Origin of the sequence: Burkholderia stagnalis, assembly GCF_039848545.1 — a bacterium.
Lineage (GTDB): Bacteria > Pseudomonadota > Gammaproteobacteria > Burkholderiales > Burkholderiaceae > Burkholderia > Burkholderia stagnalis.
The window spans coordinates 2,060,428-2,086,535 of the sequence record NZ_CP156685.1 but is presented as its reverse complement, the minus strand read 5'-3'; the positions used below and the strand labels follow the sequence as shown (position 1 = coordinate 2,086,535).

Sequence of the window (26,108 nt, the reverse complement as noted above, 5' to 3'; positions counted from 1 at the left end):
GTCTTTCGTCAATCGCGCTGCAACACGTACCGGCCGGGCGCCGGCTCGATCACCGGGAATTGCGCGGAGCCGGCCTGCGCGGGCGGCGCCACCTTGCGGCCGCCGTACTGGTCGAGCCACTCGGTCCAGGTCGGCCACCAGCTGCCGGGCTGCTCGGTCGCACCGGCGAGCCAGTCGTCGGCGGCTCCGGGCAGGTCGTTGTCGTTGACCCAGAAGCTGCGCTTCTTCTTCGCCGGCGGATTGATCACGCCCGCGATGTGGCCCGACGCGCCGAGCACGAACTTCAGCGGGCCCGTCAGGATCGACGTCGACGCGTAGGCCGTCTGCCACGGCACGATGTGATCCTCGCGCGAGCCGTAGATGAAGGTCGGCACGTCGATCCGCGACAGGTCGACCGCCTCGCCGCACACGGTGAGCGCGCCCGGCTCGCGCAGCCGGTTCTCGAGATAGGTATTGCGCAGGTACCACGCGTACATCGGGCCCGGCAGGTTGGTCGAATCGCTGTTCCAGTACAGCAGGTCGAACGGCGCCGGCGTGCGGCCCTTCAGGTAGTTGTCGACAACGTAGTTCCAGACGAGATCGTTCGGACGCAGAAACGAGAACGTGTTCGCGAACTCGACGCCGCGCATCAGCCCCGGCGGCGTGCCGCTCTTTCCGCCGATCGTCTGCTCGCGCATCTGCACGTGCGCCTCGTCGACGAACACGTCGACGACGCCCGTGTCGGAGAAATCGAGCATCGCGGTGAGCAGCGTCATCGACGCGGCCGGGTGCTCGCCGCGCGCAGCCAGCACCGCGAGCGCCGTGGACAGCATCGTGCCGCCGACGCAGAAGCCCAGCGTGTTGATCTGCTCGCGGCCGCTCACCTGCTGCACCGCATCGATCGCGGCGAGCAGGCCTTCGTTCATGTAGTCGTCCCAGGTCTTGTGGGCGACCGATGCATCCGCGTTTCGCCACGACACGAGAAACACCTGGTGGCCGCACGACAGCGCATGCGCGACGAGCGAATTCTCGGGCTGCAGGTCGAGGATGTAGAACTTGTTGATGCACGGCGGCACGATCAGCAGCGGCCGTTCGAACACCGTCTCCGTCGTCGGCTTGTACTGGATCAGCTGGATCAGGTCGTTCTCGTAGACGACCGCGCCCTCGGTGCAGCCGAGGTTCTTGCCGATCACGAACTGCGATTCGTCGGTCTGCGAGATCTTGCCGCGCTGCAGGTCGCCCAGCAGGTTCATCATCCCCTGCCGCAGGCTTTCGCCCTGGGTCTCGAGGATCGACTTCTGCGCATCCGGGTTGAACGCGAGAAAGTTGCTCGGCGCGGCGGCGGCCGTCCATTGCTGCACCGCGAAACGGATCCGCTCGCGTGTCTTGGGATCGGTCTCGAGCGCGTCGGCGAGCTCCTGCAGGTAGCGCGCGTTGAGCAGGTACCACGCGGCCGTGAACGCGTGCGCGGGCGAAGCCTTCCACGCGTCGCCGCTGAAGCGGCGGTCCTTCAGCTCAGGCACCTCGAGCTTCGCGGCGCTCGCCTGCTGCATCAGCGTCACGCAATCGCGCGCATAGTCGGCCTGCAGCTTCTGCAAGCGCTCGGGCGGGATCGCGGCGGCCGGCAGCTTCAGGCCGGCGAACGGCGATGCCGCGCCGCCGAAATCGGTCATCGACGGCATCTGGAACGGAAACGACTTGGGGAACTGAAACGTCGCGAACGGATTCGTCGCGGCCGACGCGGTCGCGGCGCGCGCCGGATCCGCGAAGCCCCGCCACGCGCTCAACCACGCCTCGAACATCTGCTGCATCGGCTGCGCTGCTTGCTGGGCTGCCTGGGCGAATGCCTGCTGGCCCGCGAAAGTGTCCGCCTGTGCGGACGTCGACGAGTTTTTCGATGCTGTCATTACCTGCCTTACCGGTGATTCCTGAGCGTCAATCGTGGAAATCCTGCTCGCGGGCGCGGCGTGCCGGCCGTGCAAGCAGGGCCGTCATGCTCTGGAGAGGCGTCTCCAGATTCTGCCGCAGTGCGGTATTTTTATCATTATCGTTTTCCCCATGTGAAGCGTTGCGTCAAACCAGGATCACGACCATCCATCAAGACGGAGATAATCCGCGCGCGACAGGCGGGACAAGGCTCCCGGCGAACACATCGACATTTTGATTCGCTTGACTTCACATTTTTTCATTCGGTCGCGCATACATCGGCATTCTGCCGTGCGAATAGCGAGATAACCCGATACTGCACAGCAGCATGCGATGCACGCGCGACCTCAGTCGGCCAGCCAGATCGCCGCCGCCATGCGGCCGGTTACGCGGTCGCGCCGGTACGAATAGAAGCGCGACGGCTCGGTGACCGTGCATGCGCCGCCACCGCTCACGCGCGACACGCCCGCGCGCGCGAGACGCAGCCGTGCAAGCGCGTGGAGATCGGCCAGAAACTTGCCCGGCGCGCCTTCGATCGCGGCGAACGCGCGCCGTGTTTCATCATGCTCCGACTGCGGGGCCGTGTCGAGAAATGCGTCGCGCACGTCCGCGCCCACCTCGAACGCATCCGGACCGATCGCCGGCCCGAGGAACGCGTGCAGGCTGTCGGCCGCGCCGCCGGCGAGCGCCGCGACCTGCGCCGCGGTGTCCTCGACGATGCCGGCCGCGAGCCCGCGCCAGCCCGCATGCGCGGCGCCGACCGCGCGCCCCTGCGCATCGCACAGCAGCACCGGCAGGCAATCCGCGACCATCACGACGCACACCGCATTCGCGCGATCGGTCACGCTCGCGTCGGCCCGCACCGGCGCCGCGGCGTCCGGATCGGCCGCGATCACTTCGTCGGCGCGCACGATCCGCGCGCCGTGCACCTGCTCGAGCCACGCGGCGCGCGGCTGGCCCGCGAGCGCCAGCAGCCGCGCACGGTTCTCGGCGACGTGCGCCGGATCGTCTCCGGTGTGCAGCCCGAGGTTCATCCCGCCCGGCTGCGCGCCGCCGTCGTGCCAGCGCCCGTACGGGCCCTCGCTGACACCGCCGGCGCGCGTCGTGACCAGCGCGCGCACGCGCGGCGACACCTGCCAGTCGGGCTGCACGCAGTCCTGCCACGTCAACGGCGCCAGGTTCGTCATCGCCACTCACTCCTCCTCGTCCGGGTACGCCGCATCGTCTTCATACTCGCCGCCGAAATCATCGTCGTAATCGCCGTCCTCGTCGAATTCCGCATCGTCCTGCCCGAAGCCGAGCGCGCCGACGAGCGCGGTCATGTCGTCCGGCAGCGGGCAGCGCCACTGCATCGTCTTGCCGGTCACCGGATGCACGAGGCCGAGCCGCCACGCGTGCAGCGCCTGGCGCGCGAACCCGTCCGGCAGCGGCGTCACCGAGCGCTTGCCGCGCGCGCGCCCGTACACGGGATCGCCGAGCAGCGGATGGCCGACATGCGAGCAATGCACGCGGATCTGGTGGGTGCGGCCGGTTTCGAGATCGCATTGGATCGCTGATACCGGCTGACGTTGCCACACACATGTGTCAACCGTGCGGAAATGCGTGCGCGCCGGCTTGCCGGACGCACCGGTCACGACCGCCATGCGCGTGCGCTCGCGCGGATCGCGGCCGATCGGCGCGTCGATCGTGCCGTCCTCGGGCATGGTGCCCCAGACCAGCGCGAAATAGCGGCGCTTCACGGTGCGGGCCTGCAGCTGGCGGACCAGGTCGGTCTGCGCGGCGAGCGTGCGCGCGACCACCATCAGGCCCGAGGTTTCCTTGTCGAGCCGGTGGACGATCCCCGCGCGCGGCAGGCCCGCCGCCGCATCGCCGTAGCGGTGCAGCAGGCCATTGAGGATCGTGCCGCTCCAGTTGCCGGCGGCCGGATGCACGACGAGGCCCGCCGGCTTGTTGATGACGACGAGCGCGTCGTCCTCGTAGACGATGTCGAGCGGCACCGGCTCCGGCGTGAACGCGAGCTGCTCCGGCAGCAGGTCGGGCACGAGCTCGATCGTCGCGCCGAGCGGCACCGGCTGGCGGATCTTCGCGGGCGCGCCGTCGATGCGCACCCGCTGGGCGTCGATCCAGCTCTGCAGCCGGCTGCGCGAGAATTCGGGAAACAGCTGCGCGAGCGCCTTGTCGAGGCGCTCGCCGGCAAGCGATGCGGGAACTTCGACGACACGCGGCGCATCGTCGCCCGCACCGGACGGCGCGACGGGCGACTGCAGCGCGTCGCCGGTGAGGTCGTCGTCGAGCGAATCGCCGGAAGCAGCGTCGGCGGGCCGATCGCTTGGGCTATAATCTTCGCGATTTGCCTTGCCCTGCCGGGCATTCTGCGAATTTGAACGGGTCATTTAGACTGGGTCACCAAGACTTGAAGCTAGGACATGCGAGCATGATGAATTCGACCAAACGCGCGGCACGAACCGTCGCCGCCCGGGCAACGGCGGTTGCAGCCGCGGCCCTCATCGCGGGTTGCCACGGCTTGCCGCAGAAGCAGGACGAGACCGCGACCTGGTCGAACAACAAATTATACTCAGAGGCTCAGGACGCCCTGTCCGGCGGCGACTGGGGCAAATGCGCGAAATACTTCGAGGCGCTGCAGGGTCGCGACCCGTTCGGTCATTTCGCGCAGCAGGCACAGATCAACGTCGCGTACTGCAACTGGAAGGACAACGAAGCGGCTGCCGCCGATCAAGCCGTCGACCGCTTCATCCAGCTGCACCCCGATCATCCCGATATCGCGTACGCGTACTACCTGAAGGGCATGATCCACTTCAACGACGATCTCGGGCTGTTCGGCCGCTTCTCGGGCCAGGACATGAGCGAGCGCGATCCGCAGGCGCTGCGCGAATCGTACGACGCGTTCAAGGTCGTCGTCGACCGCTATCCGAAGAGCAAGTACGCGCCGGACGCAGCGGCCCGGATGCGCTACATCGTCAATGCGCTCGCGTCGCACGAAGTGCACGCGGCCGACTATTACTACCGTCGCGGCGCGTACGTTGCCGCGATCAACCGCGCGCAGCTCGCGATCAGGGATTACAAGGGTGCGCCGGCCATCGAGGACGCGCTGCACATCATGGTCCTGTCGTACGGCAAGCTGAACCAGCCGCAGCTCGCCGAGGACACGAAGCGCGTGCTCGCGGGCACGTTCCCGGACAGCCCGTACGTCACGGGCCACGCCCGCCCCGGTGCGAAGAAGTCGTGGTGGCAGTTCTGATTCGCTGCGCCGCGTAACGCGCGCGCAGCCACAAAAAAACCCGGCCTTGCAGCCGGGTTTTTTATTGCGTGGCGGATTCGCGCAAGCGGCAGCGCGAAACGGCTATATCCGCTTCGCGGCGCGATGCTCGGCGAAGAACTCCTCGACGACCTCGATCTCGCGCGTGCGCTTGAACGGCGGCAGGCTCTGCCAGATCCGTCGCCCGTAGGGTTTGTCGACGAGGCGCGTGTCGCAGATCATCAGCACGCCGCGATCGGTTTCCGCGCGGATCAGCCGGCCCGCGCCCTGCTTCAGCGTGATCACCGCCTGCGGCAGCTGGTGCACGGCGAACGGGCTCAAGCCCTTCTTCGTCAGCGCATCGAGGCGCGCGGCCAGCACCGGATCGTCGGGCGGCGCGAACGGCAGCTTGTCGATCACGACGAGCGACAGTGCGTCGCCGCGCACGTCGACGCCTTCCCAGAAGCTCTGGCTGCCGACCAGGATCGCATTGCCGTAGGCGCGGAAACGATCGAGCAATTCCGTGCGGCTCGCATCGCCCTGCACGAGCAGCGGCGTATTCCAGCCACGCGATTCGATCACGTCGCGCAGCTTCGACGCGATCCGGTCGACCGCGCGCAGCGTCGTGCACAGCATGAACACCCCGCCGCCCGCCGCCGCAATGGCCGGCAGCGCGGCATCGAACACCGCGTCGGTGAACGCGGGCGACGACGGCTGCGGCAGGTTGCGCGGCACGTACAGCAGCCCTTGCGTCTGGTAGTCAAACGGGCTCGCGAGCGTCATCGAGCGCCGCGAGCTGAGCCCCATCTGTGCTGCGTAATGCGTGAAATCTCCGCGCACCGACAGCGTCGCCGACGTGAAGACCCACGCGCGCGGCACGCCCGCGCGCTGCTTCGCGAAGATCGGCGCGACCGACAGCGGCGTTTCGTGCAGCTGGACGGTATGCGAGAACACTTCGACCCAGCGCACCTTCTCGTTCGGATCGCCGTCGCCGGCCGCGGCCTCGGCCGCATCGGCCTTCGCGGCCTCCTGCGCCGCGCCGGGCGCGACCCAGCCGGCGAGCAGGTCCTGCAGCTCGCGCGCGCGGCGCAGGCACGCGCCGAGCGACTCCGCCCGTTCGGCCTGGCCGGCCAGCGCCGACGCGAGCGCATCGAGCGCGGCTTCCAGCGCGTCGAGCGCGCCGTACAACGGATGGTCGTCGCCGAGCTGCGCGAGCGACATCCGCACGATCGTATCGTCCGCGAACGCGAGCCGCAGGTCCCGCGCCGCGCGCTCCAGCGCGCCGCCGAGCTTGACCCACTCGACCGCGTCGCGCGCGTGGCTCAAGCCTTCCGCGACCGTATCGCGCGCGAGCTCGAGAATCTGCGTCGTCGACAGCGTTTCGCCGAAGAACAGCGTCGCCGTCTCCGGCAGCTGGTGCGCTTCGTCGAAGATGATCGTGTTCGCGTTCGGCAGCAGCTCGGCCATGCCGGTGTCGCGCAGCATGATGTCCGCGAAGAACAGGTGATGATTGACCACGACGACGTCGGCCTGCTGGGCCTCGCGCCGCGCCTGCATCACGAAGCATTCCTTGTAGTGCGGACATTCCTGGCCAAGGCAGTTGTCGCGGGTCGACGTGACCATCGACCACACCGGCGCGGTTTCCGGCACGCTGGCCAGCTCGGCCTTGTCGCCGCTGCGCGTGACCTTCGCGAAGCGGACGATCTCCTGCAGGTACGCGGTGTCCTGCCGCGACGGCAGCCGCCCGTTGTCGGCGGTGCGCTGCAGGTAGTAGTGGCACAGATAGTTCGCGCGCCCCTTCAGCATCGCGACCGTCACCGGCACCGCGAGCGCGTCGCGCACGGTCGGGATGTCGCGCTGGAACAGCTGGTCCTGCAGGTGCTTGGTGCCGGTCGACACGATGACCTTGCCGCCCCACAGCATCGCGGGCACGAGATACGCGTAGGTCTTGCCCGTGCCGGTGCCGGCCTCGACGATCAGCGTGTTGTCGCCCGCATCGCTGTCGGCCTCCGCAGCCGCGGCGGCGTCCGTGCCCGGCTCGGCCGTCTTGTCGGCATCGTTCTGCAGGCGGCGCGCGGGGCGTTTGCGGGTCTCGAAGATCTCGGGCTCGGGCATCCGGCGCGCGGACGCCTCCATCGCGGCCGCGACGGCGCGCGCCATCTCGATCTGCGACGCACGCGGCCGGTAGCCGTCGAGCGCGCGCGCGAACAGCCCGCCGTCGCCGAAGATCGTGTCGAGCTCGTCGACACGCTTGCGGCTCAGCTCGAAGGCGGCTTCGGGCGCACGGGCGCGCCCGGCGGACGACACGTCTCGCCGGGCATCGGGGGTGGCTTCAAGCGGTGAATTCAAGGCAAGCGTTCCTGTGTCCAGCGCCCGGGACGGCGCCGGCGCTTGCCAGGCCGCGCTCAGGCGCGCTTATCGGGTTCCAGCTGCGATTGCAGCATGATGATTTTGTCTTTGGCCGCCAGCTTTTCCTTCTTCAGCTTGTGCAGCGTAATGTCGTCAATGTCGGACCGCCCTTCCTTCTGCTCGATCTCTCGAGCGAGCCGCGAGTGCAGCTCCTCCAATGAAGCCAAACGGTTGTGCAATTCCTGCTGCTGTTCCGCGTGACGGCTCTGCATGTTCGCCTCCTCATCGAAGCAGCGCGCCGGCCAGCCTGCCGGTGCGCTCGAGACTGCTTTCCGGATCAACCCAACACGTTACTGCCCCAGCTGTTGCTGCTTGGCCTTCTCGGCCGCGTCCTTCTGTCGCTGCTCCACGTCGGCCTTGTGCTGCGCCGCCTCGTTCTGCTTGCGCTCGTAGCGCTCGGCATTGCTTGCCCGCTCCTGCGCCTTCTGGGCCGCCTGCCGGTGCGCGTCGTCCAGCTTGCGCTGGAAATCGGCCTGCTTCTGGTCGTAGGCCTGCCGGTTGGCCGCGCGCTGCGGGCCTTCCGCACCGCGCTCCGCCCGCTTCAGCGCATTTTGCTGCTGCTTGTCGCGGAAGGCGGCCGCGTTGGCCGCCTCGTTCTCCGCGCGCTGCGGCGCCTGCGCCGCATTCTGCGCGTTCTTCAACGCGATTTGCTGGTCGCGCTGCTCCGCCCGCACCGCACGCTGCTCGTCATCGAGCGCGAGCTGCTCCTGCCGGATGCTCGCCCGCTCCTCGCGCATCTGGTCGCGCGCCTTGCCGAGGCAGTGATTGACGAAGAACGTGCTGTAGCAGTCGTGCTCGGCCACCGCATAACGATAATCGTTTTTGGCCGTGCGTTGATTGAGCACTTTTTGACGGGCGTCGAAATCCGGAGCGGCCTGGGCCGCGACGGGCTCGGAAGCGGCGACGGCCGACGCCTGCGCATGTGCGCCGGCTGCCCCGAGGGACAAAGCCGCGGCGAGCGCTGCGCCGAGCGCGACGAGAGGAAAACGGGAGGTTGGCAACGTCGTAGGAAAGCTGCGGGACATGTGTCAAATTCTATCACCGCATGGCTGGACGCTCCGCCATTTATGGCAAAATGCCCCGCTTCATTCACCCGCGGCGTCTGGTCCGGCGGGCTCGCCGCGAGCGGCCCGCCACGCGGGCCCCGCCGGCCCCGCGTCGCGATTTCAGCAGGCAGATCATCCACGACATGACGGAAACCGTAGCACTCAAGATCGTACAGCGCATCGCCACCGAACTGACCGTCCAGCCGCGCCAGGTCGCGGCGGCAGTGCAACTCCTCGACGAAGGCGCCACCGTTCCGTTCATTGCCCGGTACCGCAAGGAAGTGACCGGCAACCTGGACGATACGCAGCTGCGCCAGCTCGAAGAGCGCCTGCTGTACCTGCGCGAGCTCGAGGAGCGCCGCGCCGCGATCCTGTCGAGCATCGACGAGCAAGGCAAGCTGACCGACGAGCTGCGCGCCGCGATCGACGCGGCCGACAGCAAGCAGGTGCTCGAGGACCTTTATCTGCCGTACAAGCCGAAGCGCCGCACGCGCGCGCAGATCGCCCGCGAAGCCGGCCTCGAGCCGCTCGCGCAGGCGCTGCTCGGCAACCCGCTGCTCGACCCGCAGGCCGAAGCGGCCGCCTATGTCGACGCCGACAAGGGCGTCGCCGACGTGAAAGCCGCGCTCGACGGCGCCCGCGACATCTTGTCCGAACAGTTCGGCGAAACGGCCGAGCTGCTCGGCAAGCTGCGCGACTACCTGCACAACCAGGGCGTCGTGTCGTCGGCGGTCGTCGAAGGCAAGGAAAACGAGGAAGGCGAGAAATTCCGCGATTATTACGATTACGCGGAAACGATCAAGACCGTGCCGTCGCACCGCGCGCTCGCGCTGTTCCGCGGCCGCAACGCGGGCGTCCTGACCGTCAAGCTCGGCCTCGGCGAGGAACTCGACGCGCAGGTGCCGCACCCCGGCGAAGCGATGATCGCGCGCCATTTCGGCATCGCGAACCAGAACCGGCCGGCCGACAAGTGGCTGTCCGACGTGTGCCGCTGGTGCTGGCGCGTGAAGGTGCAACCGCACATCGAGAACGAATTGCTGACGCAGCTGCGCGAGACCGCCGAACATGAGGCGATCCGCGTGTTCGCGCGCAACCTGAAGGACCTGCTGCTCGCGGCGCCGGCCGGCCCGAAGGCCGTGATCGGTCTCGACCCCGGCCTGCGCACGGGCGTGAAGGTCGCGGTCGTCGACCGCACCGGCAAGCTGCTCGCAACCGACACGATCTACCCGCACGAGCCGCGCCGCGACTGGGACGGCTCGCTCGCGAAGCTCGCGCGCATCGCCGCGCAGACGCAGGCCGAGCTGGTCAGCATCGGCAACGGCACGGCATCGCGCGAAACCGACAAGCTCGCGAGCGAGCTGATCGCGAAACATCCGGAGCTGCGCCTGCAGAAGATCGTCGTGTCCGAAGCCGGCGCATCCGTCTACTCGGCGTCCGAACTCGCGGCCAAGGAATTCCCGGAGCTCGACGTGTCGCTGCGCGGCGCCGTGTCGATCGCGCGCCGCCTGCAGGATCCGCTCGCCGAGCTCGTGAAGATCGAGCCGAAGGCGATCGGCGTCGGCCAGTACCAGCACGACGTGAACCAGCGCGAACTCGCGCGCTCGCTCGACGCGGTCGTCGAGGATTGCGTGAACGCGGTCGGCGTCGACGCGAATACCGCCTCGGCTGCGCTGCTCGCGCGCGTGTCGGGCCTGAACGCGACGCTCGCGCGCAACATCGTCGACTATCGCGACGCGAACGGCCCGTTCCCGTCGCGCGAGCAACTGCGCAAGGTGCCGCGCCTCGGCGACAAGACCTTCGAGCAGGCCGCCGGCTTCCTGCGCATCAACGGCGGCGAGAACCCGCTCGACCGCTCGTCGGTGCACCCTGAAGCATATCCGGTCGTCGAGCGGATCCTCGCGAAGATCAGCAAGCGCATCGACGACGTGCTCGGCAACCGCGACGCGCTCTCCGGCCTGTCGCCCGCCGAGTTCGTCGACGAACGTTTCGGCCTGCCGACCGTGCGCGACATCCTGTCCGAACTGGAAAAGCCGGGCCGCGACCCGCGTCCGGAATTCAAGACCGCGACGTTCCGCGAAGGCGTCGAGAAGGTGTCGGATCTGGTCCCGGGCATGGTCCTCGAGGGCGTCGTGACCAACGTCGCCGCGTTCGGCGCGTTCGTCGACGTCGGCGTGCACCAGGATGGCCTCGTCCATGTGTCCGCGATGTCGACGAAGTTCATCAAGGATCCGCACGAAGTCGTGAAGGCCGGCCAGGTGGTCAAGGTCAAGGTGCTCGACGTCGACGTGAAGCGCCAGCGCATTTCGCTGACGATGCGCCTCGACGACGATGCGACCCCGGGCGCGCCGGCACGCGGCGGTCAGCAGGATCGCGGCAGTGCGGGCCGCGGCGGCCAGGCGCGGGCGCCCCGCTCGCGCGAGCCGGAACCGGCCGGCGCGATGGCCGCGGCGTTCGCGAAACTCAAGCGCTGAGCATCGCGCACGCCAAATGAAAAGCCCGCCTGACGGCGGGCTTTTTTTTCGTCCTGGCAGCGGGCGGCGCTCAGCCGCCCCGCCGGGCCGTCAGATCTCGATCTTCGTACCGAGCTCGACCACCCGGTTCGCCGGGATCGAGAAGAAGTCGGTCGGCTTCGCGGCGTTCTGGTGCATCCACGCGAACACGCGCTCGCGCCAGATCGACATGCCGGGCAACTGGGTCGGCACGACCGTCTCGCGCGCGAGGAAGAACGACGTATCCATCAGCTCGAACGTCATGTCGTGGGTCCGGCCGAACTCCTCGAGCACCGCCTTCACGTCCGGCGTTTCGTTGAAGCCGTATTCCGCCTTCACGATATACAGGCCGCCGCCCGCATCGCGCGCGCTCAGGCGCTTGTCGTCGCGCACGTACGGGATGTCACGCGTGACGAACGTGAGGAACAGCGTCCGCTCGTGCAGCACCTTGTTGTGCTTCAGGTTGTGCAGCAGGCTGACGGGCACGAGCTTGTCGTTGCCGGTCAGGTAGATCGCGGTGCCCGACACGCGGTGCGGCGGGTGCGCGAGCAGCCCTTGCAGGAACGGCTCGAGCGGGATGCCGTCGGCAGCCGTGCGCTCCTTGACGATGTGCCGGCCCTTGAACCACGTCATCAGCAGGAAGAACAGCAGCGCGCCGATGCCGAGCGGCAGCCAGCCGCCCTGCGCGACCTTCAGCAGGTTCGCGCCGAAGAAGCCGAGATCGATCGCCATGAACACGGCGATGATTGCACCGACCAGCAGCCTGTTCCAGTTCCACACCTTGACCATCACGACGCACGCGAGGATGGTCGTGATCACCATCGTTGCCGTCACCGCGATGCCGTACGCCGCGGCGAGGTTGTCCGAGCTCTTGAAGCCGACCACGATGCACAGGATCACGAACAGCAGCAGCCAGTTCACGACCGGCACGTAGATCTGGCCGATCGCCAGTTCGGACGTGTGCAGCACCTTCATGCGCGGCACGTAGCCGAGCTGGATCGCCTGCGCGGTCAGCGAATACGCGCCGGAAATCACCGCCTGCGACGCAATCACGGTCGCCACCGTCGACAGCACGACGAGCGGCAGCAGCCCCCAGTCCGGCGCCAGCAGGAAGAACGGGTTCTCGATCGCCTTCGGGTTCTGGATCAGCAGCGCGCCCTGCCCGAAATAGTTGAGCACGAGCGACGGCATCACGAGCCCATACGCGGCGAGGCGGATCGGACGCGCGCCGAAGTGCCCCATGTCGGCATAGAGCGCCTCCGCGCCGGTCAGCACCAGCACGACCGAGCCGAGCACCACGTAGGCCTGCAGCACGTGATCGGACATGAAGCTCACCGCGTAGTACGGATTGATCGCCGCGATGATGCCGGGCGCGCGCACGATGTGGTACACGCCGAGCGCCGCGATGACGACGAACCACACCACCATGATCGGGCCGAACAGCTTGCCGACCGTCGCGGTGCCGTGACGCTGGATCCAGAACAGCGCGATCAGGATCACGATCGTGATCGGCAGCACGAGATGGGACAGATGCGGGGTCGCGATCTCGAGGCCTTCGACCGCCGACATCACCGAGATCGCCGGTGTGATCACTGCGTCGCCGTAGAACATGCACGCGCCGAAGATCCCGAGCGCCATCAGCGCGCCCGTGACGCGGGTCTTCGGATCGAGCGGCCGCAGCGACAGCGCCATCAGCGCCAGCACGCCGCCCTCGCCGTTGTTGTCGGCGCGCATCACGAACAGCAGGTACTTGACGCCGACCACGAGCATGATTGCCCAGAACAGCAGCGAGATCACGCCGAGGATCGAGCCTTCGGTGAGCGGAATGCCGTGCGCGGGGCTGAACGCCTCCTTGAGCGAATACAGCGGACTCGTGCCGATGTCGCCGAACACCACGCCGATGGCGGCAATTGCAAGCGCCTGGAGCGAATGTTGCTGCGTCGGCGAGTGTGGCGCGTGGATCGCGTCGGTCGCGTGGGTCGTGTCGTTCATATGAAGCGTAATAATCGGGTCCAGAGTCGGACAAAACGAGCGCTATTCTACCCGCGCGTGCACCGGATGCCGCCTTGTCCTGTTGCCGCGAAGCCACGTCCTCCGCGCCGCCCGTGCAGCGCCGCGCGAGCTGTGGCAGGGCTGCCATCATAGCCGCGGCAGCCACGCCTGCCTACCCGGATCGCGCCGCACCAATCGGGATAGGGGCGGTCAGGCAGCAGCCTGACCGATCCCCTCCCACACCACCCGGCATGCGGGTCCGCACCGGGCGGTTCGAGCAGTTGAGGTTATGAGAGCCGGGGCACCCCGAGCCGGTCGAAGTAGGCCACGGGCATCGCTCGGTTCAGCATCTGATAGCTGTTGCGCCACCAGCAGCGGCTGTTCGCCGCCACCCTGCGCGCATCTTCGGCCGAGGCTCCCATGGCCAGCAACTCCCGATACATCGTCGTGCCACGGCGCCAGTGCTTGAGCTGCATCGCACGCAACCGGTGCCTGATCCACTCGTCGAGTTGACGGAACACCTTGGGCGTTTGTGCCAAGTGGAAGTACGCCTTCCAGCCCGGCACGTAAGCCCTCAATCGCTCCGCTACCTCTGGCAAGTTTCTCCCGCCCCAGCGGCGGGTCAGTTCCCGGATGCGTTGCTTGAAGGTCTTCAGGGTCTTTCGGGCCACCGCACATTTGATCCGGCCGCCCGTACCGCGCCACAGTTCGTAGCCCAGGAACTTGCGACCGGTCGCCTGTGCAACCGCCGTCTTCGCCTCGTTGACCCTCAGGTGAAGTCGGTCGTAGAGCTTGCGCAAACCATTCAGCACCCGTTCGCCCGCGCTGTGACTGCGCACGTACACATTGCAGTCGTCGGCGTAACGCACGAAGTGGTGGCCTCGCTTCTCCAGTTCCCGGTCCACCTCGTCCAGCAGCACATTGGCCAGCAGCGGCGACAGCGGCCCGCCTTGCGGCGTGCCTTCGTGTCGCTCCATGACCACTCCGCCATCCATGATCCCGGCCACGAGGTAGCGCCGAACCAGCCGCAGCACGGCCTTGTCCTCAATGCGCCTCGATAGTCGCTCCATCAGGATGTCGTGATTGACCCGATCGAAGAACTTCTCCAGGTCCACATCGACCACCACCCGGTAGCCGTCCTGTACGTGCCGTTGCGCCATCAGCACCGCGTCACGCGCTCGACGCCCCGGCCGGAAGCCGTAGCTGTGTTCGGAGAAGGTCGGATCAATGATGGGTTGCAAGACTTGCAGCAGGGCTTGCTGGATCAGCCGATCCGTCACCGTCGGAATCCCCAGTTCACGCATCCCGCCACCAGGCTTCGGAATCTGGACTCGCCGCACCGGCGCGGGCCGGTAGCTTCCCTCCAGTAACGCTTCCCGAATCCGGGGCCAGTGCGTCTTCAGGTGTGCCGCCGTCTCGGCAATCGACTTCCCATCCACCCCGGCACTGCCACGATTGGCTTTGACGCGTTTCCACGCCATCACCAGATTCGCTCTCGCGAGCGCCTGCGACAGCAGACTGTCCCGCCCCAAGCCTCCGGTTTCGTGTCGCGCCGTCCGTGCTTCATCACGCCTCGCTTCCGGCTCGGCTTCACCTCGCCATCCCGCGTTGCGCGCTACCTGCGTAGCCTTCTGATGCCCTGCACGTCCGAACGACACGGCCTTCGGCCCTCCTGCTCGTTCAGCCCTTCGCCCTCAACCAGCGGCTACTACGGCCTCTGCTGACTTCTCGCTCCGGCTCGACACCGTCGCCCTTTCAGGCATAAGGCGAGTTCTCCCCAGGTAAGAACGCACTCCTTCATCGCACAACCGCCGCATTTACGCCGCCTCGCCTTGATCACGAGAGCTTCGCGGCTTCATGCCCGCTCGCCCTGCTCAGCAACGCCTTCTATGCGGTTCTTGTCCATCGGCTCGCGATTTACGCTCCACGCTTCCTCCCCACACTCGGTCGCCCTCATGCAGTTGCGCTTCGCTTCATTTGCCGTGACCAGCTTATGGCGGGACTTCCACCCGCAGGAGTGCGCCCATGCTGGGCGCACATGAAAACGGCGCCGCAAGCGGCGCCGTTCGCGAGACCTGGCGAGACGGGCAAGCGCTTACGCGCCCGCGCCGTTACGCTGCGCGTCGCCGCGCTTGATCCACGCCTCGAGATTGTGCGGACGAACCGTGTCCCACTCCTCGAACGGCTGATGGATCCAGGGGTTCATCGGCAGGAACTGCACGTGGTAATCGGGCTTCACCTTCGAGCAGCCCTTGTACCAGAGCACGGCCGAGCGCACCGCCGTGACCGACGGATAGCGCTCCTTCAGGTGCTCCTGCACGCGCGCGAGCGTGACGCCCGAATCGACCAGGTCGTCGACCAGCAGCACGTTGCCCTCGAGATTGCCGCGCGTCATCGTGATGTACTGCGCGATGTCGAGATCGCCCTGCTCGCGGCCGGCCGCTTCCCGATACGAGCTGGTCGCGAGGATCGCGAGCGGCACGTCGTAGATGCGCGACAGTTGATCGCCGACACGCAGGCCGCCGCGCGCGAGGCACAGGATCTGGTCGAACTTCCAGCCGGATGCATGCACCTGCAGCGCGAGCAACTCGATCAGGCGGTGATACTCGTCCCAACCCACCCAGAGGTTCTTGTCGTCGTTGCGCGGATCGGACATCACGAGCGACGTCGTATTCAGCTTCGTCATCGAGTGTTACACCTTGAACGGATGGCGGAGCAGAATCGTCTCGTCGCGGTCCGGGCCGGTCGACACCATGTCGATCGGCACGCCGGCCACTTCCTGGACACGGGTCAGGTACGCACGGGCGTTCGCCGGCAGCGCATCCCACGAATTGATGCCGACGGTGCTTTCCTTCCAGCCGACGAACGTCTCGTACACGGGCTCGCAGCGCGCCACGTCGGCCGCGCCGCGCGGCAGGATGTCCGCATCCTTGCCGTCGATCTTGTAGCCGACGCACAGCTTGACCTCGTCGAGGCCGTCGAGCACGTCGAGCTTGGTCATGCACAGGCCCGACACGCCGTTGATCTGGATCGAGCGGCGCAGCGCGGCCGCGTCGAGCCAGCCGGTGCGGCGCGGACGGCCCGTGACCGAACCGAATTCCTTGCCGACGTTCGCGAGCTCGATGCCGACCTGCTCCTGGCGCTTCGGATTGTCGGCGTCGTACAGCTCGCTCGGGAACGGGCCCGAACCGACGCGCGTGCAATAGGCCTTCGTGATGCCGAGGATGTAGTTCAGCTTCTGCGGACCGACACCCGCGCCTGCCGCCGCCGCGCCGGCGACGCAGTTGCTCGACGTGACGAACGGGTAGGTGCCGTGATCGATGTCGAGCAGCGTGCCTTGCGCGCCTTCGAACAGCAGGTTCTGGCCGGCGTTGTTCGCGTCGTACAGGCGGCGCGACACGTCGGCCACCATCGGCTTCAGGCGATCCGCATAGCCGAGCATCGTGTCGAGCGTGGCCTGGAAGTCGACTGCCGCGCCGCCCAGGTACTGGGTCAGCACGAAGTTGTGGAAATCGAGATTCTCGCGCAGGCGATCGGCGAAGGTTTTCGCGTCGAACAGATCCTGCACGCGCAGCGCGCGGCGGCCAACCTTGTCTTCGTACGCCGGGCCGATGCCGCGGCCGGTCGTGCCGATCTTGCCCGCGCCCTTGCGCGCTTCGCGCGCCTGGTCGATCGCGATGTGATACGGCAGGATCAGCGTGGTCGCTTCGGAAATGAACAGTCGGTCGCGGACGTTCAGGCCAGCCTCTTCGAGCTCGCCGATTTCCTTGAACAGTGCCTCGGGGGACAGGACGACGCCGTTGCCGATGTAGCAGGCGACGCCTTCACGCATGATGCCCGACGGGATGAGGCGCAAGATGGTTTTCTTGCCGCCGATGATGAGGGTGTGGCCGGCGTTGTGGCCGCCCTGGAAACGCACGACGCCCTGAGCGTGGTCCGTCAGCCAGTCGACGATCTTGCCTTTGCCTTCATCACCCCATTGAGTCCCCACGACGACGACGTTGCGCCCGGGAGTCACATTCACTGCGCTGGCAGACATGTTGATTCGTTAGCTGGTTAAAAACGTATTCTACCTATGTTCGCGGGCGATTCCGAATTTTTCCGTTTCGCTTCAACGATATGGCACGCCAGAACGCGGCCCGCGAACGCCTTTTTAACGGGGTTCGACCACCCACGCGCCGTTGCGCTCGACGAGCGAACGGTCGCACGCGAATTCGTCGAGCACGTGGTCGTGCCCCGGCAACGCCTGGATCACGACCTCGCCCGCATCGCGCAGCGCCGCCACGGCCGCGCGCAGCGCGTCGTCCTGCGCCCACGGCGCGAGGATCGCGGCGCCGCGCGCCTCGACCGGCGAAATGCGCGCGATTTCGCGCAGGTCGAGCGAGAAGCCGGTCGCCGGACGCGCGCGGCCGTAGGCCTGGCCGACATGGTCGTACCGGCCGCCGCGGGCGACCGCGTTCGGCACGCCGTCGACGTACGCCGAGAACATCGCGCCGCTGTGATACGCATAGCCGCGCAGGTCGGCGAGGTCGATCGCCACCTCGGCATCCCGCACCTGCGCCGCGAGTTGCGCGAGATCGTCGAGCGCCCGCGTGATTTCCGGCAGCGCCGGCAGCTTTGCGCGCGCTTCGTCGAGCACGCTCGCGTCGCCGTACAAGTGCGGCAGCGCACGCAGCGCAGCGCGCGTATCGGCGCCCAGGTCGTCGGTCAGCTCGTTCAGCAGCGGCACGTCCTTGCCCGCCAGCGCGTCGTACAGCGCTTCGCCGCGCTCGGCCGCCTGCGCGTCGCGCGCGAACAGCGCCCCAAGCACGCCGGCGTGACACAGGTCGAGACGGATGCGCGACAGGCCCGTCAGGCGCAATGCGTCGAGCATCAGCTGCTGGACCTCGAGGTCGGCCTCGAGCCCCGCATGGCCGTAGATTTCGGCGCCGATCTGGATCTGCTCGCGCGTCGCGTGCAGGCCGCGCGGACGCGTATGCAGCACGTTGCCCGCATAGCACAGGCGGGTCACGCCCTGGCGGTTCAGCAGGTGCGCGTCGATGCGCGCGACCTGCGGCGTGATGTCCGCGCGCAGGCCGAGCGTGCGCCCCGACAGCTGGTCGACCAGCTTGAAGGTGCGCAGGCGCAGGTCGTTGCCGCCGCTCGTCAGCAGCGACTCGAGATATTCGAGCAGCGGCGGCATCACCATCTCGTAGCCGTACGAACGGAAGCGGTCGAGCAGCCTGCGGCGCAGCTCCTCGATCTTGCGCGCTTCCGACGGCAATACGTCGGCGATATTCTCGGGAAGTAACCAGGTCGACATCGGTACGGTCCTACGACAGGAAACTGGGCGCGCAACTCTGCGCACCGCGTTGTGAATCGAAATCGGATCGGGGACGGACGGGCCGGTGCGCCGTCCGGATCAGGTGGCGAGCAGCAGCAGCGTGAGCCCGAGCGCCATGACGATCAGCCCGCCGATCCGGATATGATGCGGCGGCCGCTCCGCTATTCTACGAAACGTGTCGCGCCATGCGGACGGAAACACGAAGGGGAACGCGCCCTCGATAATCAGCATCAGCGCAACTGCAAGCAACAACGAGCCAGCCAGGTCCATGCGATCGACGGCGCCGCGCGTCGCGGCGCCCCAAGGTCAGTGTTTGCGGGGGGCAGGCGCCGCCGGTGCGGCGGCACCGCCCGTCGGGCTGCGCATGAAGCGGAAGAACTCGCTGTCGGGGTCGACGACGATGATGTCGTTGCGCTTGAACGTGTTGCGATAGGCCTGCAGGCTCGCGTAGAACTGGTAGAACTGCGGATCGCGGCCGAACGCGTCGGCGGCGATCGTCGCGGCTTTCGCGTCGCCCTCGCCCTTGATCGTCTGCGCCGACTTGTACGCATTCGCGAGCACGGCCTGCTGCTCGCGCTCGGCGTCGGCCTTGATCTGCTCGACGTCCGCCGCGCCTTCGGCACGCACCCGGGCGGCCTGGTCGCGCAGCGCCGTGATCATCCGCTGGTAGGCCGCATCGGCCTGCGCAGCCGGCAGGTCGACCCGCGTGAGCTGGACGTCGACCACGTCGACGCCGAAGCCGGACGCAGCCGTCTGCAGCACACCGCGGACAGCATCTGCGATCGCGCGCTGCCCGCCGATCGCGTCGTCGAGCGCGCGCTTGCCGATTGCGTCGCCGAGCGCGCCCTTCAGCGCGGCGCCGAGGCGATCGGCAGCCGCGGCCGCCTCGCCGCCGGTCACGGCGAAATACTTCATCGGATCGGCGATGCGGTACTTCACCGCATAGCTGACGAGCAGGTCGTGCTTGTCCGCGGTGGCAAGCTGCAGCGGATCCGCCGACTCGAGCGACTGCAGGCGAGTGTCGATCAGCGTCGCCGTCTGCAGCGGCGGCGGCAGCTTGAAATGGACGCCGGGGCCGGCCAGCGTCGGCTCCGCGCCCGAGCGGCCCGACAACACGGCCGCATAGCGCGGGCCGACGGTCAGGACGGTGGACGATGCCGCAAAGGCGGCGATCACGATTGCGACGACGAGCGCAATGATTCGGTTCATGACTCGCGCTCCCCTTACTTCAGATCGTCTTCACGCGACCGGCTGCGGAACCCTTCGCGCGATCGCAGCGTGTCGCCGCCGGCTGCCGACGCGGCAGCGGCCGCACTGGCCGGTGGCATGGCGGCGGCGGCCGGCGCGGATGCGGACGTGCCATCGGCCGCCGAAGCGCCGGCCGGCGCCGCTGCACTCGCCGCACCGTGCCGGCCCTGCTCGACCAGCTTGTCGAGCGGCAGGTACAGCACATTGTTGCCGCCCTTGTTGCCGACGAAGATCTTCGTCGAGTTCGAATAGATTTCCTGCATGGTCTCCAGGTACATGCGTTCTCGGATCACGGCAGGCGCCTTCGAATATTGCGCATAGACCTGCTTGAAACGCTCGGCGTCGCCTTCGGCCTGCGTGACGACGCGCTCCGAATATGCCTTCGCCTCGTCGATCAGCTTCGCGGCATCGCCCTGCGCCTTCGGCAGCAGGTCGTTCGCATAGACTTGCGCGGTGCGCTTCGCCGCCTCGCGCTCGTCGCGTGCCTTCGCCACTTCGCCGTAGGCGGCTTGCGTCTGCTCGGGCGCCGCGACGCTCTGCATCGTCACGGACGTGACTTCGAGGCCGGTCTGATAGCGGTCGAGATCGCGCCGGATCGCTTCGGTCAATTGCTGGCGCAGCGCATCGCGGTCCTGACTGAGCACGTCCGCCGCACTGCGGGTGCCGACGATCGCCCGCACTGCGGCCTGCGCGGCCTGCGTCACGCTGCGATCGGGGTCGGCGCTGCGAAACAGGTAGTCGGTCGCCGAACGGACCCGGTATTGCACGCTGAAACGCACATCGACGATGTCCGCGTCGCGCGTCAGCATCGACGCTTCCTTCACGCTCGCGAGACGCACGACATTGCTGCGGCCGATCTCGATCGAGCGGCTCTGCGACGTATCGACGATCTCGTGCGACGCGAACGGATACGGCGCGCGCCAGTGCACGCCCTGGCCGACCGTGCCGGCCAGCCGGCCCATCTGCAGCACGACGCCCGTCTGGCCTTCCGGCACGACAAAGAGGCCGCTGCCGGCGTAGACCGCGACGAGCACGCCGATCACGATGCCGACGCCGACTCGCGCGGCGCGGCCGTTGTCCGGACGGAAACCGTTGCCGCCCTTGCCGCCGAACAGGCCGCCCAGGCGCCGGTTGAAGTTGCGCCACATCTCGTCGAGATCCGGCGGGCCTTCGCCGTCGCCGCCCGGCGGGCGCTTCGATTCGTTCGCGCGGGGCTTCGTCTCGCCATTGCCTTCGCTACGTCCCCAGCGAGGATCGTTGATCGACAGCAAGGCGCGCATCCGCCGCCAGGTACTCCGCTCGTTGTATTCGTTCACCAGAGTTTGTTCACCAGATTAGACGCCGGCAAACCGGCCGGGACCGGCTAGCGCCCGTGTTCGGAAAGCGTGTGGTCTTCGTGTGATTCTGCGGGCGCGCCGTCGAACGGCATCGCGCCGGCAAGATGTTCCGCGGAGGCGATTTCGGCGATGGCGGCGCGCAGCGCGTCCAGACCCTGACCGGTGCGCGCGCTCAAAAAGACGCGCGAAATATTACCATACTCGTCCCGCTCGACCGCGTCGCCCCGGGCCGCCAGTTCGGGCACGGCGTCGATCTTGTTGAACACCAGCACCTGCCGGATCGTGTCGGCGCCGATCTCGTGCAGCACGCCGTTGACCTGCTCGATCTGCTCGAGCCGCACCGCGCTCGATGCGTCGACCACATGCAGCAGCAAGTCAGCGTGGATCGTTTCCTCGAGCGTCGCGCGGAACGCCGCGACCAGCTGGTGCGGCAGTTCGCGAATGAAGCCGACGGTGTCCGACACCACGATCTGGCCCACGTCGTCGCCGAGATACACGCGCCTCGACGTCGTGTCGAGCGTCGCGAACAGCTGGTCGGCCGCGTATGCCTGCGCTTTCGTCAGCGCATTGAACAGCGTCGACTTGCCCGCGTTCGTATAGCCGACGAGCGACACCGACATCGTGCCGCTGCGGGCCCGCTGGCGGCGCTGCGTGCTGTGCTGCCGGCGCAGCCGATCGAGGCGGGACTTCAGCATCTTGATGCGCTCGCCGATCAGCCGGCGGTCGGTTTCGAGCTGGGTTTCGCCGGGGCCGCGCAGGCCGATACCGCCCTTTTGCCGCTCGAGGTGGGTCCACGCGCGGATCAGCCGGGTCGACAGGTATTGCAGTTGCGCGAGTTCGACCTGCAGCTTGCCTTCGTGACTGCGTGCGCGCTGCGCGAAGATGTCGAGGATGAGGCTGGTGCGGTCGACGACGCGCCTGTTAAGCGCACGTTCCAGATTACGTTGCTGGGCCGGTGCGAGCGCGTGATTGAAGATGACGATTTCGACGTCGTTGGCTTCGCAGGCCAGCCGCAATTCTTCGGCTTTTCCGCTGCCGACGAACATCGCGGCATCGGGGCTGGACCGGCGGCCGGTCAGCGTGACGGCGGGATGTGCACCCGCGCTGGATGCGAGAAGACTGAGTTCTTCGAGACTGGCTTCGAAATCGGTCTTGCCGAAATCGATGCCGACGAGCGCTGCGTTGATCAAATTGTCAGGTGTCAAGATTTGGCGGCTGGCATCGGTCGCACGCGGCGACCGGATGCCGGCCGCGGCGATAGGTTAGGACGAGGCTTCCGCGTCCGGGTGGAAATTCACCGGGCGCGCCGGCACGACCGTCGAGATGGCGTGCTTGTAGACCATCTGGGTCACCGTATTACGGAGCAACACGACGTACTGGTCGAACGATTCGATGTTCCCTTGGAGCTTGATGCCGTTCACGAGATAAATCGAAACCGGAACGTGCTCCTTGCGCAGTGCGTTCAAAAACGGGTCTTGTAACAATTGCCCTTTGTTGCTCATGGCGTACTCCATCTTTTTTTGCAGGTTGATCTGGATTGGCGACGAAGAAAAAGAGATCCGGCGCCAATCGCTACACTATAGCCGATTTTGCCTGCCCCGCCCGGGCCCGGGCCATACAGCCTATCCCTTGCGGGACGCGTGAAAACGGGCGTGCGGGGCGTGCATCAGCTCTTGTCCGCGTACGGATTGTTCGACGAACGGAACTCTATGCGCAATGGAGTCCCGGTCAGGGAGAAAGTTTCGCGGAAACGATTCTCGAGGTAGCGCTTGTAGGTTTCGGTCACCGCGTCGAGCGCGTTGCCGTGGATCACGATGATCGGCGGATTCTGGCCGCCCTGGTGCGCATAGCGCAGCTTCGGACGCACCGGGCCGCGACGGCGCGGCTGCTGGAACTCGACCGCGTCGATCAGCGCGCGTGTGAGCTTCGGCGTCGGCAGCTTCGCCATCGCCGCCGCGTATGCATCGTCGACCGAGCGCATCAGCGTGCCGATGCCGGTCTTCTTCGCTGCGGAAATGAAGTGGGATTTCGCGAAATCGAGGAATTTCAGCTTGCGGGTCAAATCCGCTTTCGCGCGATCGCGCGCGTGCTCGTCGAGGCCGTCCCACTTGTTGACGCCGATCACGAGCGCACGCCCCTGCTCGACGACGAAACCCGCGATGTGCGCGTCCTGGTCGGAAATGTCCTGCTGCGCATCCAGCAGAAGAATGACGACATTCGCGTCGGAAATCGACTGCAGCGTCTTCACGACCGAGAACTTCTCGATCGCCTCGAACACCTTGCCGCGGCGGCGCAGGCCGGCCGTGTCGATCAGCGTGTACTTCTTGCCGTTGCGCTCGAAGTCGACGTAGATCGAATCGCGCGTGGTGCCCGGCATGTCGAACGCGATCACGCGATCCTCGCCGATCAGCGCGTTGACGAGCGTCGACTTGCCGACGTTCGGCCGGCCGACGATCGCGATCTTGATGCCGCGCGACGGATCGTTCTCGTCCTCCTCTTCCGGGTGGTCCTTGTATGCGACCTCCAGCGCCTCGTTGATCATGTCGGTCACGCCGTCGCCGTGCGCGGCCGAGATCGCGCGCGGGTCGCCGAGCCCGAGCTCGTAGAAGTCGGTCGCGACCGCCGTGTACTTCATCCCCTCGGCCTTGTTGACGACGAGGAAGATCGGCCGGCCGGTCTTGCGCAGGTAGTCGGCGATCGACTTGTCCTGCGGCGCGAGCCCGTTGCGGCCGTCGACGATGAACACGACGACGTCGGCCTCTTCGACCGCCTGCCGCGTCTGGCGCGCCATTTCGTGCAGGATGCCGTCCTTCGCGACCGGCTCGAAGCCGCCCGTGTCGACGACGAGATACGGCCGCGCGCCGACCCGCCCCTCGCCGTAATGGCGATCGCGCGTCAGGCCCGGCAAGTCGGCGACGAGCGCATCGCGCGAGCGCGTGAGCCGGTTGAACAGCGTGGATTTCCCCACATTGGGGCGCCCAACGAGGGCAATGACCGGTTTCATCTGTGTTGTCTACGGTGATGCGCAGCAGCGGGAGGCCCGCTGCTGCGGGCGGCTGCGCTGAATGAAAATATCACGAATTCGCGCTGCGCCGGATGCGCGCGCCCGGCGCACGATGCGCGCCGTCGATCTTTCGTCTCGAACTGCCTTTCAAATACCGAGCGGCCGGGAGCGCCGGCCGCCTTTGTTTCATGCGCGGTGCGGCGAGCGGGACACCCCGCGCGCCGCGCCCGCGCGTCGCCGCGTCAGCGCGGACGGAAGCCGTACAGGCCGCCGTCCTGCGTCTGCACGACCAGCGTGCTGCCCGCGAGGACCGGCGCCGCCGTGATCGGGCTGCCGTCGGTCTTCATCCGCGCGATGAACGTGCCGTCCTCGCGCGACAGGAAATGCACGAAGCCCTTGTAGTCGCCCAGCACGACCGCATGGCCAAGCAGGTACGGCACGCCGACGTCGCGGCTCTTCAGCTTGTTGTTGCGCCACAGCTCGTTGCCCGTCGCCGCGTCGTAGGCGGTGACGACCGACCAGTCGTCGCCGCCGGCGACGACCGAGTCGTCCTGCGCGACGCCGCTGCGGCTCGAGAACGCCTTCTCCCACAGCGGGCGGCCCGAGTTCGCATCGAAGCAGCCGAGCTGCCCCTGGAACGTCGCTGCGCAGGTTTGCGCGCCGACGAGCGTCGGCGGACCGCTGACGTCGTTGATCCGCTCGACTTCCGTCACGCCCTTCGGGAACGACACCGGCGTCTGCCAGAACGGCTCGCCCGTCTGCAGGTTGATCGCGACGAGGCCGCCGCCCGGGAAGCCCGCCAGCACCGCGGCATCGCCCGCGAACGTCATGCCTGCCGACACGCGCAGGTTCAGCGGCACCGCGCGGTTGCGGTAGTTCCACTTCTGTTCGCCGGTTTGCGCGGAGAACGCGATCACCTGGCCGTCGATCGTGCGGACGATCACGAGCCCGTTGCCGACGAGCGGCGGCGAAAAGATCTCGCCCTGCACGCTCGTGTTCCACAGCAGCTTGCCGTCCGGGCCGAGCACGAACACGCCGCCCTTCAGCGCGCCGACCGCGGTCAGGTTGCCGTCGCTGCCGACGCCTGCCGACAGGTCCGAGTCGAGCTTGGTGCGCCAGATCCGCTGACCGGTCTTTGCATCGATCTTCTCGACCGAGCCGTTTTCGCCGGCCGCGAAGATCGCATCGCCCACCGCCACCGGCGAGAACAGGAAGCGGCCGCCCTTGCCGACGCTCGACGACCAGACCTGTTGCACGTCGAGGACGGGTTTGAACTCGGTCAGCGGCGTCGGCACCCGGCGCGCGTCCTTCGATGACGAGCAGGCCGCCAATGCCAGGACGGCCGCCGCGCAGGCAACGGGCACAGCGTAACGTTTCAGCAAATTCATCGGTTAGCGAAGCAAAGTTAAGAGGTTGATGGGGCCGCGGCTCAGCCGCCCAGCGCGTCGAGCTTGAACTGCACGAGCTGACGGGCCGACATGTCTTCCTTCGGCAGGCTGTCGAGCGCGAGCTTGTACGCGGCGCGCGCGTCGTCCGCCTTGCCCTGCGCCGCGAGCAGATCGCCGCGGCGATCGGCCACGAGGCCCTTGAACGCATCGGCCGGCGTGCCCGACAGCAGCGCGAGCCCCGCGTCGTACGCCTTCTCGTCGAGCAGCAGCGACGCGAGGCGCAGCTTCGCAATCTGCTTGTACTCGTCGTCCTTCGCGTGATCGACCGCCCATTGCAGTTGCGCCTTCGCAGCCGCGGTATCGCCGGCCGCGTACAGCACCTTCGCGGCCGAGAGCGCCGTCATCTGCGCATAGGCCGTGCTGCCGTACTTGTCTTCCATGTCGGCGGCGGCGCGGGCGATCGTCGCCTTGTCGTTCGACGCGGCGGCCTTCTGCACCTGCTCGTACAGCCCGGACGCCTGCGCGGCCTGACGGCGCTGCCAGTAATTCCAGCCGTTGAAGCCGGCCGCGACGACCAGCGCCGCAAGCACGATCCACGTGGTGAGATTGCCCCAGCGGGCCCACCACGCCTTGACACTTTCAATCGATTCTTGTTCGTCGTGGTAACTCATCGGCGAGCGATTCCTTCCTGTTCAGGCTGTTCTTGTCGAG

The 26,108-nt window shown here is 67.3% G+C and carries 21 protein-coding genes; 2 read left to right on the top strand and 19 right to left on the bottom strand.

All coding sequences use genetic code 11. From position 1 onward, the window contains the following. Window positions 1-8: 8 nt before the first annotated feature. From phaC to ABFO07_RS09795, 3 genes are all read right to left on the bottom strand, one after another. A complete protein-coding gene (gene phaC, locus ABFO07_RS09805) occupies window positions 9-1,886 on the bottom strand; it encodes a class I poly(R)-hydroxyalkanoic acid synthase (RefSeq protein WP_347467022.1) in 1,878 nt (625 codons plus the stop codon). A 366-nt stretch (window positions 1,887-2,252) separates the two neighbouring features. Beyond that, the gene (gene pgeF, locus ABFO07_RS09800) at window positions 2,253-3,092 is read right to left on the bottom strand and encodes a peptidoglycan editing factor PgeF (protein WP_347467020.1); all 840 of its coding nucleotides are present in this window, start codon (window positions 3,090-3,092) and stop codon (window positions 2,253-2,255) included. A gap of 6 nt (window positions 3,093-3,098) precedes the next feature. Next, window positions 3,099-4,298 (bottom strand): RluA family pseudouridine synthase, encoded by a 1,200-nt coding sequence (locus ABFO07_RS09795; protein WP_347467018.1) that lies wholly within the window; start codon window positions 4,296-4,298, stop codon window positions 3,099-3,101. Between the two features lie 41 nt (window positions 4,299-4,339). On the opposite strand from ABFO07_RS09795, the gene ABFO07_RS09790 reads away from it, so the two are divergent. Then, on the top strand, window positions 4,340-5,164 hold the full coding sequence (locus ABFO07_RS09790) for an outer membrane protein assembly factor BamD (RefSeq protein WP_059558247.1): 825 nt from the start codon (window positions 4,340-4,342) through the stop codon (window positions 5,162-5,164). Window positions 5,165-5,266: 102 nt separating this feature from the next. Here the strand turns inward: ABFO07_RS09790 and ABFO07_RS09785 are convergent, their stop codons facing one another. From ABFO07_RS09785 to ABFO07_RS09775, 3 genes are all read right to left on the bottom strand, one after another. Next, window positions 5,267-7,510 carry an ATP-dependent DNA helicase gene (locus tag ABFO07_RS09785; RefSeq protein ID WP_059558243.1) on the bottom strand — a complete coding sequence of 748 codons (2,244 nt, stop codon included), beginning with the start codon at window positions 7,508-7,510 and terminating at the stop codon, window positions 5,267-5,269. Window positions 7,511-7,566: 56 nt separating this feature from the next. Next, entirely contained in the window at window positions 7,567-7,782 is a 216-nt protein-coding gene (locus tag ABFO07_RS09780; protein ID WP_017332212.1) for a DUF465 domain-containing protein, read from the bottom strand. A gap of 78 nt (window positions 7,783-7,860) precedes the next feature. Further along, a complete protein-coding gene (locus tag ABFO07_RS09775) occupies window positions 7,861-8,595 on the bottom strand; it encodes a hypothetical protein (RefSeq protein ID WP_059993418.1) in 735 nt (244 codons plus the stop codon). 164 nt (window positions 8,596-8,759) lie between these two features. Here ABFO07_RS09775 and ABFO07_RS09770 point away from each other — a divergent pair, with 164 nt between their 5' ends. Next, window positions 8,760-11,087, top strand: coding sequence for a Tex family protein (locus ABFO07_RS09770; protein WP_059809358.1), 2,328 nt, complete (start codon window positions 8,760-8,762; stop codon window positions 11,085-11,087). 90 nt (window positions 11,088-11,177) lie between these two features. Here the strand turns inward: ABFO07_RS09770 and ABFO07_RS09765 are convergent, their stop codons facing one another. The 13 genes from ABFO07_RS09765 to ABFO07_RS09705 all read right to left on the bottom strand — a co-directional run bounded on the left by ABFO07_RS09765 (window position 11,178) and on the right by ABFO07_RS09705 (window position 26,068). Further along, entirely contained in the window at window positions 11,178-13,097 is a 1,920-nt protein-coding gene (locus tag ABFO07_RS09765) for a potassium transporter Kup (protein ID WP_059809362.1), read from the bottom strand. Window positions 13,098-13,384: 287 nt separating this feature from the next. Next, window positions 13,385-14,755: a group II intron reverse transcriptase/maturase gene (gene ltrA / locus ABFO07_RS09760; RefSeq protein ID WP_060327413.1), complete on the bottom strand. Its 1,371-nt coding sequence runs from the start codon at window positions 14,753-14,755 to the stop codon at window positions 13,385-13,387. Window positions 14,756-15,192: 437 nt separating this feature from the next. Next, window positions 15,193-15,783 carry a phosphoribosyltransferase gene (locus tag ABFO07_RS09755; protein WP_059921394.1) on the bottom strand — a complete coding sequence of 197 codons (591 nt, stop codon included), beginning with the start codon at window positions 15,781-15,783 and terminating at the stop codon, window positions 15,193-15,195. A gap of 6 nt (window positions 15,784-15,789) precedes the next feature. Further along, entirely contained in the window at window positions 15,790-17,136 is a 1,347-nt protein-coding gene (locus tag ABFO07_RS09750; protein WP_059809370.1) for an adenylosuccinate synthase, read from the bottom strand. A 114-nt stretch (window positions 17,137-17,250) separates the two neighbouring features. Further along, the gene (locus tag ABFO07_RS09745) at window positions 17,251-18,399 is read right to left on the bottom strand and encodes an ATP phosphoribosyltransferase regulatory subunit (RefSeq protein WP_059567201.1); all 1,149 of its coding nucleotides are present in this window, start codon (window positions 18,397-18,399) and stop codon (window positions 17,251-17,253) included. A 99-nt stretch (window positions 18,400-18,498) separates the two neighbouring features. After that, entirely contained in the window at window positions 18,499-18,690 is a 192-nt protein-coding gene (locus ABFO07_RS09740; protein WP_059567203.1) for a DUF2065 domain-containing protein, read from the bottom strand. Window positions 18,691-18,726: 36 nt separating this feature from the next. Continuing rightward, window positions 18,727-19,629, bottom strand: a complete 903-nt coding sequence (hflC, locus tag ABFO07_RS09735; protein WP_059567207.1) for a protease modulator HflC — start codon at window positions 19,627-19,629, stop codon at window positions 18,727-18,729. Window positions 19,630-19,643: 14 nt separating this feature from the next. Next, window positions 19,644-20,984 carry an FtsH protease activity modulator HflK gene (hflK, locus tag ABFO07_RS09730; RefSeq protein WP_347467012.1) on the bottom strand — a complete coding sequence of 447 codons (1,341 nt, stop codon included), beginning with the start codon at window positions 20,982-20,984 and terminating at the stop codon, window positions 19,644-19,646. 47 nt (window positions 20,985-21,031) lie between these two features. Beyond that, window positions 21,032-22,195, bottom strand: coding sequence for a GTPase HflX (hflX, locus tag ABFO07_RS09725; RefSeq protein ID WP_175038413.1), 1,164 nt, complete (start codon window positions 22,193-22,195; stop codon window positions 21,032-21,034). A 72-nt stretch (window positions 22,196-22,267) separates the two neighbouring features. Beyond that, window positions 22,268-22,507: an RNA chaperone Hfq gene (hfq, locus tag ABFO07_RS09720; protein WP_006399927.1), complete on the bottom strand. Its 240-nt coding sequence runs from the start codon at window positions 22,505-22,507 to the stop codon at window positions 22,268-22,270. A 164-nt stretch (window positions 22,508-22,671) separates the two neighbouring features. Next, complete coding sequence (gene der, locus ABFO07_RS09715; RefSeq protein WP_059567213.1) at window positions 22,672-24,009, bottom strand: ribosome biogenesis GTPase Der; 1,338 nt, start codon at window positions 24,007-24,009, stop codon at window positions 22,672-22,674. 242 nt (window positions 24,010-24,251) lie between these two features. Beyond that, window positions 24,252-25,397 carry an outer membrane protein assembly factor BamB gene (gene bamB / locus ABFO07_RS09710; protein ID WP_059567215.1) on the bottom strand — a complete coding sequence of 382 codons (1,146 nt, stop codon included), beginning with the start codon at window positions 25,395-25,397 and terminating at the stop codon, window positions 24,252-24,254. A gap of 41 nt (window positions 25,398-25,438) precedes the next feature. Then, window positions 25,439-26,068, bottom strand: coding sequence for a tetratricopeptide repeat protein (locus ABFO07_RS09705; protein WP_059567217.1), 630 nt, complete (start codon window positions 26,066-26,068; stop codon window positions 25,439-25,441). Window positions 26,069-26,108: the final 40 nt, after the last annotated feature.